10 protein-coding genes are annotated in these 10,029 nt (G+C 37.3%); 9 read left to right on the forward strand and 1 reads right to left on the reverse strand.

What is annotated here, in order from left to right; genetic code table 11:
* Positions 1-89: 89 nt before the first annotated feature.
* Complete coding sequence (locus NCY30_RS14230; RefSeq protein ID WP_028085870.1) at positions 90-428, forward strand: hypothetical protein; 339 nt, start codon at positions 90-92, stop codon at positions 426-428.
* A 91-nt stretch (positions 429-519) separates the two neighbouring features.
* Positions 520-684, forward strand: a complete 165-nt coding sequence (locus NCY30_RS14235) for a sigma-70 domain-containing protein (protein WP_243123434.1) — start codon at positions 520-522, stop codon at positions 682-684.
* Between the two features lie 74 nt (positions 685-758).
* Here the strand turns inward: NCY30_RS14235 and NCY30_RS14240 are convergent, their stop codons facing one another.
* Positions 759-1,610: a DUF11 domain-containing protein gene (locus tag NCY30_RS14240; RefSeq protein ID WP_173734307.1), complete on the reverse strand. Its 852-nt coding sequence runs from the start codon at positions 1,608-1,610 to the stop codon at positions 759-761.
* 388 nt (positions 1,611-1,998) lie between these two features.
* Between NCY30_RS14240 and NCY30_RS14245 the strand changes: the two genes are divergently transcribed.
* From NCY30_RS14245 to NCY30_RS14275, 7 genes are all read left to right on the forward strand, one after another.
* On the forward strand, positions 1,999-2,847 hold the full coding sequence (locus tag NCY30_RS14245) for an Rpn family recombination-promoting nuclease/putative transposase (protein ID WP_250818833.1): 849 nt from the start codon (positions 1,999-2,001) through the stop codon (positions 2,845-2,847).
* Between the two features lie 287 nt (positions 2,848-3,134).
* Positions 3,135-4,283, forward strand: a complete 1,149-nt coding sequence (locus NCY30_RS14250; protein ID WP_250818834.1) for a sensor histidine kinase — start codon at positions 3,135-3,137, stop codon at positions 4,281-4,283.
* 13 nt (positions 4,284-4,296) lie between these two features.
* Positions 4,297-6,927 carry a hypothetical protein gene (locus tag NCY30_RS14255; RefSeq protein WP_250818835.1) on the forward strand — a complete coding sequence of 877 codons (2,631 nt, stop codon included), beginning with the start codon at positions 4,297-4,299 and terminating at the stop codon, positions 6,925-6,927.
* Positions 6,920-7,684 (forward strand): ABC transporter ATP-binding protein, encoded by a 765-nt coding sequence (locus NCY30_RS14260; RefSeq protein ID WP_055181807.1) that lies wholly within the window; start codon positions 6,920-6,922, stop codon positions 7,682-7,684. The genes NCY30_RS14255 and NCY30_RS14260 overlap by 8 nt, the downstream gene beginning before the upstream one ends.
* 219 nt (positions 7,685-7,903) lie before the next feature.
* Entirely contained in the window at positions 7,904-8,218 is a 315-nt protein-coding gene (locus NCY30_RS14265; RefSeq protein WP_330376758.1) for an autorepressor SdpR family transcription factor, read from the forward strand.
* On the forward strand, positions 8,193-9,212 hold the full coding sequence (locus NCY30_RS14270) for an SdpI family protein (RefSeq protein ID WP_250818836.1): 1,020 nt from the start codon (positions 8,193-8,195) through the stop codon (positions 9,210-9,212). Before NCY30_RS14265 ends, NCY30_RS14270 begins: the two co-directional genes overlap by 26 nt.
* Before the next feature lie 132 nt (positions 9,213-9,344).
* Positions 9,345-9,494 carry a hypothetical protein gene (locus NCY30_RS14275; protein WP_022415785.1) on the forward strand — a complete coding sequence of 50 codons (150 nt, stop codon included), beginning with the start codon at positions 9,345-9,347 and terminating at the stop codon, positions 9,492-9,494.
* Positions 9,495-10,029: the final 535 nt, after the last annotated feature.

Genomic DNA, 10,029 nt, shown 5'->3' on the forward strand with positions numbered 1-10,029 from the left:
AATAAGCAGTTTTTCTTTTAAAGGAGTTATATCTGTATAAGAAAGGAGAGCTGTTTATGAACAAATGAAAATCATTAAAAGAATTAAACTTGCTGGACAAATTTCTATTCGATGAAGCAATGGATGACCCTGAAAATGTAAAGACGATGTTAGACATCATATTAAGTAAAAAGACGAATCTGAAGCATCCACCGCAGACAGAGAAGGAACAGAGAACGTCTACGGATAATCGGCAGATCCGGTTAGATGTCTATGCTATGGATGAAGATGATGTGATATACGAAGTGGAGGCGCAGAAAGAAAATACGCATAATCTTCCGAAAAGAAGTCGTTTGTATCAGGGAATCATCGACAGTAAACTGCTGCTGCCGGGTGGTATCCCAAGAACTGATAGAACTTTTGAAATATATGGAACACAGTACAGATGAAGTGTCAGAACAGTGCAAAAGTGAACGGATTCAAAAGATGCATAGACGAGTTTGTCGGATTAAAGCAAGTGAAAAAACAGAGGTGAAGTATATGCAGGCATGGGAAGAAAAATTGCTGGAAAGACAAAAAGAAAAAAGAGAATTGCTCAGAAAAATGAATCATAAGATGTCCATTGAGGAAATTGCAGATGTATTGGATATGGATGTTTCAGAGGTGAAAGATATCATTGAGGAACAATATGATACAGAAGATTGAATCGGAAAATAATCGCAAAACAGGAGAGACCATCTGACATTATTCAGATGGTCTCTCCTGCCATTTTTTAATGCTTATACTGTTCCGGTAATTGTCAGAGTGCTGAATCCCGGATTAGAGCTCCATTCACCGGTAGTTTCGTTGACGGTAAATGTTGCTGCAGGAACAGTAACTTTTCCGGCACCGGTAGCAAAAGTACCGGTAGTTTTATCATAAGTGTAGTCTTCACCTTCTGTCCATGTGCTTCCGTTAAAGGTGACAGTCAGATTAGAAAGTATTGGATTAAACGTATCGGTAACGATTACGGCCGTGGCTTCATTTGCAGGAACGTTTCCTTCATTCTGAATCAGGAACGTGTAGGTCAGGCTTCCGTTTTCAGTAACAGGTACCGGACTGATAGATTTTGTGATACCTAAGAGCGGCAAGGCTTCTGCATTTACCGTTTCCTTAGCGGTGATAGAAGTAATGCCGTCGCCGCTTGCAGTAACCGTGTTGGTAATGAATGATTCATTGGCGAGAGGAGCGTATTGATTTACAGCTGTTTCATAGACCAGTGTCAGATTGCCATTTGCGGGAACAGTTAATCCAGAGAAGACAAGCGGAGGACCTGCGGTTACAGCAGGTGCAGCCTGTAACGTTCCATTTGTATAGTATTTTACCGTGTTATCTAGATACGTTAACGGTGTCAGTGAAGTAGTAGAAAATGCATACGCACCAAGGTCATCTGTGAGTGTAAGTCCTGTAATCGGAGCGGTACCGGAGTTAATAATACTTATAATATAGGTGACGGTACCTCCCGGATGATAGGTATTTTTTACTGCAGTTTTCGAGATTGACAATACTTCGAGAATCTCACCGACGGCAATATTTGAATTAGTAACAGAATTTCCGTAACGGAGTTGTGCCTGGTTCGTAAATTGAGCCATATTTTTAACCTTCCTTTCATATATGTGTCTACAATATAATATATGTCTGTGGAGTAAAATTGCCCGGGGATAATTTGTAGAAGATTTACAAAAATTGAGCATTTCTAAAATATATATTGAAAGCACGAATAGAGCATGTTATCCTATCAACACGCAGATGAATTCTAATATCTGCAACGCATCTATATTTACCAATTCATTTATTTCAAACCCAAACAATCGGGTAAGAATCCAAGATGAAAATCATAAAAAACAGATAAATACATGTCTGATAAAAGAAGATAACGGTATATACTGGTATATATATAAATTCTGTGTTATCATATGCATAAAGCTAAACAGTTCTTCTTTGCAGGTATTATATCTGTACAAGAGAGGAGAACTGCTTATGAACCAAAGAAAATCATTAAAAGAATTAAACTTGCTGGATAAATTTCTGTTCGATGAAGCGATGGATGATCCGGAAAATGTAAAGACGATGTTGGATATCATACTGAGTCAGAATACCAATCTGAAACATCCACCGCAAACAGAAAAAGAACAGAGAACGTCTACAGATAATCGGCAGATCCGGCTGGATGTCTATGCTATAGATGAAGATGATGTGATATATGAAGTAGAAGCTCAAAAAGAGAATACGCATAATCTTCCGAAAAGAAGCCGGCTGTATCAGGGAATCATCGATAGTAAGCTGCTGCCACCGGGAGTTGTTGATTTCAAGTTATTAAATGAAGTTTTGATTGTGCTGATTATGCCGTTTGACTTATTTGGATATGGGTTATATCGTTATACTTTTCAGATGAAGTGTGAAGAGGTTCCGGAGTTAAAACTGGATGATGGAGCAACAAGGATATTTCTGAATACCAGAGGTAAACATCCGGAATTGGTATCACCGGAGCTGATAGAGCTTTTAAAGTATATGGAACACAGTACGGATGAAGTGTCAGAAGCGTGTGAAAGTAAACGGATTCAGGAAATGCATAGACGAGTTTGTCAGATTAGAGCAAGTGAAAAGACAGAGGTGAAGTATATGCAGTCGTGGGAAGAACGGATTATGATAAAACAGGAAGGAATTGCTGAGGGAAGAATAGAAGGCGAAAAAGCACTTTTGAAAAGTTTAATTGAAAAGAAGATGGCAAAAAAATATTCTGCAGAGCAAATTTCGGCAATGTTAGAGGTCGATGTTTCAGAAGTAGAGAATATTATGAAAGAAATACAGAACGAAAAGAATCCGTAAGGAACTGTTAGTGGTAGGTTCTAGGGGAGTGGTTTTATACTAATGCATGGCGATATTATAAGAACGGTCAGATATGTTTATCAAGGCATATCTGACCGTTCTTCGTATAGCAGAGGATGAAAGAAAACATGCGGTTTTTCTGTGTGTAATTACCACGGTAGATCCATATTTTTAAAATTTCATGGTCAGAAAACCCGCTATTCATGGCCATTATAAGGCGGAAGAAGAAAAGGCATGGTACAATAACTATAAAGATTTCATGTGAAAATAAGATGGAGACCGATAAAATGAATGGATGGACAAAAAAGAGAAAAGTAGATACTTTTATGGGGATTTTATTGCAAGTGTACTGTTTCTTCCCGTGGATGCGCATAAATAGAAAATGGAATACGATTCACATGTATGTAATTAAGACTTTTCAGGAAAATGATTACATCAAGATGTATAATCATACATTTTTAAAACAGCATATGTGGAAATGGAAACATTCACAGGTAGTTGCGTTTATATTTTTACTGATGTTAATATTCCTGATTTTGCTTCAGAGTATAGAATTGTATGAATTATACCAGTGCATAAAAAACGGGAATCAATCAACAAATTATCATGTATTTGTTTGGATTACTTATCTTGCAGCATTTTACATCTTTATGGCTATAGCATCTACCGGATTTGCAGAATTTTATTCTATGCCGATGTTTTGTTATATGATGCTGTTTCTGGCTGTCATAGGAATCTGGATATTTCTTGATATTCAGGCAGAAGCATGGGACGTTGAGACAGAACAGCACAGAGCTGAACTGGAAGAGCAGGATAAGAAGATGCTCCAGATGAAAGTAAAGGCGATGGAAGAACAATATAGGGAAATGTTAAAAAGCCGGAAGATTGTTCATGATATGAAGAATCATTTGCTTGCATTAAAGAAATATACGCAGGAACAGGACTGGAAGGGATTGGAAGAATATCTGAACGAACTCAGCCGGGACATGTTGGATTACAATTACCAGATATGGACAGGAAACCATATGCTGGATATGATTCTTAACCAGAAAGAGAAGGAGGCAGAGAAGCAAAAGACGCAGATGCAGATCAGTACGGAAGTATTCACAACGCTTCCGTTTTCTGACAGAGAGATCATTTCACTTTTTGGAAATCTTTTGGACAATGCGTTGGAAGCGTGTGAGCAGATCAAAGAAGGAGAACGCTGGATACATATAAAAATGAAAAAGAAGAATCAGCTCTTATACATCGAGATTGTAAATGCGGCTAAAAATATGGGAATACAGACAGATGAAAATTTTGTATCAAAAAAGGATGGAGTGTTACATGGTTATGGAATGAAAAATATCCGGGATATTGTAGAACAATACAATGGAATGTTTCAGTGTAAAAGCCAGGAGGATCGGTTTGAGGTTGTGATTACTATTTACGGATAGGAGGCAGGTGAATATGAAAGAAACAAAGAAAAGAAGATATATTGTATCGACAATTATGTACGGTATGATTTTGATTTTTATTCAGCTTCCGTGGGTGGTTTTGAAAGGGAAAAATTACAGTATATATGCAGCATATTTCCGAATCAAAGCAAAAGGAATAAAAGCACTTTCGGAGATGGCAGCATCTGTCTGGGATGGGAATCTTACGATAATCCGGATACAGTTAATACTGCTTATTGTATTTCAGATCGTGATTGTATTACATATAGTGACGCAGTGGCTGCATAAGGAATATTATCTGAATATCGCTGCGTTAGTTGTTCTAGGTTTATATATTGTGGTGAATGAATCCGGATTTGGAATGCTTGCGGATAATTCAACAAAAACGATTCTGATTCCTGCAATCATCATGATATTTGTTATGGCAGAAGTGCTGATCAGAAAAATGCTTGATGTATGGAAAGATGCCAAGGAATCAGCAGAAATATTTGCGGAAAAGGAACGGGAAGAAAAAGAAGAAGAGCGCAGGAGATTATATTTTCCGGGAAATTATACCAAACTTTTTTATCAGATGGTCTGGCACAATTTTAAATATGACTGGAAAGATTACGGCCTCCTGCTGTTCTGTGGTGTAATCGTCTCTGCATTCTCCTTTGCAGGACTTGGAATATATCAGATGATGGCGAAGGCTCACCGGGCAGAGAATTTCCTGCTGGGTGAAGGACTTGGAAGGATATTGCTGAATGCAATGCTTCCGATGGCGGTATGTGCCATCTTTTTGATGGTGTTTGTTCTCGTATTTTACATGAAAAAATGGACGCAGAATTACAGTGTATTCGTGACGTTGGGAATTCGAAAAAAAGCGTTGTATACGATTATTGGGATAGAGATCGCAGTCGCTTTTTTGTGTTCGCTGATTGCCGGCGGTCTATTGGGAAATATGATCATGTTTCTGTTCCGAAAAGTGATTTTCTCAATGCTGGCAAAAGGAATTGTTCTGTCAAAGGTGACGTGGCTTACTTATGTGAAAGGTACGTTGGTGGTGTTGGCAGTGTATATAATTGCATTGATGGCGACCAGGGATATCGTATCGGATTTCAATCTGGTCAGGGCATCGATCAGAAACATTGCAAAAGAACCTATGCCGCAGAGGAGGACAAAGTTATTCATAACAGCCGGAATCATAATCTGTATGATCGCTATATTCGAATACCGGCAGTTGAGAAATCATGAAAGTATGTATCTGCTCTTTGCATTCTTTGCAGGTATATTTTTACTGATTCGTTTTGTAGGAGCCGGATATTTGAGACGTGCAAAAAAGACACCGGCATATCTGCCACAGATGCTGAACCGGAATCATTTGTATTATAAATCAAAGACAACTGCAAGGTATGTGCTGGCACTTACAATATTGAACGTATGCGCAGTGTTTTACTTTCTGTTTCAGGTAGTTTCGGTAACGATTGCAGAGAAGCCGGAAAGTCTGTATCCGTATGATTTTGTCTGTATTGCAGATAATGGAGATGATGCGATTTTTGATAGGATAAAGAACGGTTATCAGGCAAAAATCATAGAATATCCGATGGTGCGTGTGGCAAATGCAGATAAGACAGAACAAAACGAAGGCGTGCAACAAGGAAAAAGACCACAGGGACAACAGATCGGGATTTCTGAATCGACATACAAACAATTGAAAAAATATGTAGATTCATCGTATAAGGAAGAAGCAATGCATCTTGATCGAAATGGAAAGAAGGTATATCTGGTGCACCAACAGGATCGCTCCGTGAAGGCACAGCCGGTGGATTGGACATTTGGAAAGAAGAAACCATTTTTGCATATCGGTCTTCCATGTGAATATTATACCTTATATTCGCCGAGCAAAGCATATCCGAAAAGAACAATAGAAGGGGAAGAAATTGGAAGTCTGATTGGATGTTTCCGTCAGGGAAAACTGGAAAATATCGTTGTATTCTCGGATGCATATTTCAAGAAAGCACAGGGAATGTGGAAATACACGAACATATTAACCGGAGACAAGATAGAAGAAAAGGCCTTGCGAATAGATGGTGTCACAATTAAGCAGGGTCCGACGAAGCTTGTACTGATCCAGGCAGACCCAAAATACCAGAAAGCAATTGAAAAGAAAATGAAAAAGCTGGAAAAGAATCATACATATGAAGCGCAGTATGATTTCGAAGTACATTGCTGGTATTCAAAAAAGACGGCAGTCAATGATCTGAAGACAGAATATACGATGAAACTGATCATAAATACATTCGTATTGCTTACAATGACCATCTCCGGCCTTTTCCTGATGTATATTAAATCGTTATCAGAAATGAGTGATAAGAAAGTAAGGGCTGACTTTTTGAAATGTATGGGAATGCGAAAGAAAGCACGAGTATCACTCCTGAAAAGAGAACTGTATTACTTTTACTGGCTGCCGGAGCTGATAACGATAGTCGTGACCAGTATCTTTACAGCAGCAACGTTTCATGCTCGGATGTATACGCATGCCGTCAGAATTGCATGGCTGAAACATGCTGCCTGGATATGGCTTATGTATCTGGCAGTACAGTGGGGATTTGCATGGATATTAGGAAGATTTATCATTCGAAAGGTGGAAGGAAAAGATGAATAAACGGGAAGTTATGAAAGTGGAGAACCTTGTCCGGAATTATAAAATGGTTCATTCTGACAGACAGGATGAAGAAGAAATTAAAGTTTTAAAAGGGCTGGATTTTACCATTGAAGAACAGGAATTTGTCGGGATCATGGGAAAATCAGGCTGCGGTAAGACAACACTTTTAAAAGTGCTTGGCTTGATCGACAAACCGACTTCCGGGAAGATTTTCTTTACGGGAAAGGATGCGTCAGAATTATGGAGTGATGAACTGGCGGATATACGAAGAAGAGAGATTGGATTTGTGTTTCAGGATTTTTATCTGTTAAATAGTCTGTCTGTAAAGGAGAACATCATGCTGCCGATGGTGTTGGACAAGGCACCGGTTGATAAGTGTTATAAGAATGTAGAAGCATATGCCGAAAACTTTGGTTTATCACACCTTCTCGAGAAGCAGCCATATGAAGTGTCCGGCGGAGAAAAACAGAGAGTTGCGATTTGCCGTGCGTTGATCAATAATCCAGATCTGATCCTTGCGGATGAGCCGACCGGAAATCTCGATTCCAAGTCCGGAAAGATTGTGATTGATGCATTGAAGGACATTAATGAACATATGGGAAAGACGATTATTATGGTCACACATGATCCGCAGATGGCAAGCTATTGCAGCCGGCTGATCCTGTTGAAAGATGGTGTGATACTGGAAGATCTGAAGAACAGTGGGGATCAGGAGGCATTTTATCAGGAGATTCTTGAGAAAATGAAAGAGTTGTAAAAGATTCACAAAAATTGAGCATTTCTAAATTACATATTGAAAACAGAAATAGTATATCAGGAAAAGTTATTGAAAGAATTTGAAATTTAACAATATCAAAATAAAGAATATGTACCAGACTAGCCATTATCGGAAACACGGATACTTTTCTGAGCGTAGTATCTTGACATATAGCATATCTTGGATTACAATTCATTTAACGATTAGGCTAAATGTTAAATGAAAGGCCGTGATGAATTTTTGGGGATACAAGATACATTAAAAGCACTGGCTGATCCAATACGACGTGAGATTTTGAACCTGTTGAAAAATGGGCGGCTTTCAGCCGGAGAAATATGTGAGCATTTTTCGGTAACGGGAGCATCTATATCAAGACATCTGGCAATATTGAGGGAAGCTGATTTGATTCGAAATCAAAGAGAAGGAAAGTTTATTTATTATGAATTAAACACTTCCGTACTGGAAGATGTCATGTTGTGGATAACAGACTTGAAAGGAGCAGCGGACGATGAAGGAAATGATAAGAAAATATAGAGGTACATTAATTAGCTCTGCATTGGTAATTCTTGCAGGAGTCCTGGTGGGTTTTACGAGTATACAAGGTAAGTGGATAAATCTATTTTTTGTAGTGATGCAATGTGTGTTTGTTGCAATCATATTTTATGATAACCGGAACAGACAACAGAATCGCAAGGTTATAGGGATGACTATATGGATCATACCTGTTATTACATTGCTTTATAATGGTATTGCCAGATTGGTTGATATGGGAGCAGATATAGAGAATCTATTTATGGCATTCATTTATTATGGGACAGGTTTAATGTTCATGGTTATAGGAAATTATCTGCCAAAGGTAAAACAGAACAATACGATAGGAATCAGGGTCGTATGGACATTGCAGGATGAAGAAAATTGGAGCGCAACGCATAGATTCAGTGGGAAAATATGGGTGGCATCAGGTATTCTGTGCATGCTTTGCGGTCTTTTTGCAGAAAGCATAGCTGCACTTGTTTTGTATGTTGTAAGCATTATGGCAGCAGTAATCATCAGTGTTCTTTATTCCTATCTCTTTTATAAGAAAAAGATAGAAACCGGAGAAAAATTAAAAATTCAATATAAAAAAAAGGCAATTGTGAGATACGGAATCGTAACAATTTTAACTATTATATTCATTATAGGAAGTTTGTTTTGGGGAAGTATTGATATTCAGTTCCAAGATAACAGTTTTACTATCAAGGCTCAGGGATGGAGTGATTATACCGTAGACTATACGAAGATTGACAGTATCTCGTATGAAGAAAATTTATTTCAGAACTCGAATGATTATAGGACCAATGGATTAGGGAATTTTAAATATGCTATGGGAAATTTTAGAAATGATGTTTATGGAAATTATATCCGTTATACGCATTCATCCTGTCATTCATATGTAGTGATGAGCATAGGTGGAAAAATATTAGTTGTTAATGGTGAAAATGATCCGGCAACAAAGGAAATCTATCATAATATCAGCGAGAAAAAATAAGATTACTAAGACTTCCCATACCTAAAAAGAGATTTATTTATATTTGCCCCATTCACTGATTCATGCTAAAATAAACAAATATGGTAAGACGAAAATATTTTATTATCATAATCAATGAATCAAGGAGTAACAATGAGAAGATTAGCATTAACTGATGATATATTAATGAAGATTGAAAAGCCTGCCCGTTATATCGGGAATGAGGTGAATTCAGTTATGAAAGACAAGGCAGATGTAGATATCCGCTTTGCGATGTGTTTCCCCGATGTTTACGAAATATAAAAAAAGAGCGTTGCTAATCTTTTATAGATATTGGTAAATAGCCTTAATTTCTCAGCATATTCTAAAATAAATAACAATAATAAATAATCATTAATAACGTAGTAACCTTTCAATTTTAATCTGTTTTGTAGTAAGAAAAAGGTAAATATTGAGTGAAATACATACTTTAAAACTATATAAATAAATGAACCATGGCAGTCCGATACCGGCTGCTTTTTTTATGTGTATAGAAAACTCATAAAAATGCACATAAAAGTAATCAGTTCTTTTGGCTAGAGTGAAATTTATATCCTATAAAGTGCCCATTGCGGTATGCCTGATGCAAATTTCTTTTACTTTTATTCTTTCATATTCTAATGAAAAGAAAATCAAAAAAGGAGGAAAAATAAAATGAATTCAACTTTTCAGAAGGAGGATAAACCTACGGAATATTAATTGACGAAAGCACAAAAAATGATTACAATGAAATTGTAAAGGAGATGGAATATGAGAAAAAAATACATTTATATTTCATTGCTTATTTCTACAGGAATTT

Source organism: Dorea sp. MB18-49 (genome assembly GCF_023669465.1).
Taxonomy (GTDB): Bacteria; Bacillota; Clostridia; order Lachnospirales; family Lachnospiraceae; genus Dorea_A; species Dorea_A longicatena.

Coding starts and splice junctions, on each gene's coding strand:
- NCY30_RS14265 (WP_330376758.1), top strand. CDS start 7,904: ATGAAAGGCCGTGATGAATTTTTGGGGATACAAGATACATTAAAAGCA.
- NCY30_RS14255 (WP_250818835.1), top strand. CDS start 4,297: ATGAAAGAAACAAAGAAAAGAAGATATATTGTATCGACAATTATGTAC.
- NCY30_RS14260 (WP_055181807.1), top strand. CDS start 6,920: ATGAATAAACGGGAAGTTATGAAAGTGGAGAACCTTGTCCGGAATTAT.
- NCY30_RS14275 (WP_022415785.1), top strand. CDS start 9,345: ATGAGAAGATTAGCATTAACTGATGATATATTAATGAAGATTGAAAAG.
- NCY30_RS14240 (WP_173734307.1), bottom strand. CDS start 1,610: ATGGCTCAATTTACGAACCAGGCACAACTCCGTTACGGAAATTCTGTT.
- NCY30_RS14250 (WP_250818834.1), top strand. CDS start 3,135: ATGAATGGATGGACAAAAAAGAGAAAAGTAGATACTTTTATGGGGATT.
- NCY30_RS14245 (WP_250818833.1), top strand. CDS start 1,999: ATGAACCAAAGAAAATCATTAAAAGAATTAAACTTGCTGGATAAATTT.
- NCY30_RS14270 (WP_250818836.1), top strand. CDS start 8,193: ATGAAGGAAATGATAAGAAAATATAGAGGTACATTAATTAGCTCTGCA.
- NCY30_RS14235 (WP_243123434.1), top strand. CDS start 520: ATGCAGGCATGGGAAGAAAAATTGCTGGAAAGACAAAAAGAAAAAAGA.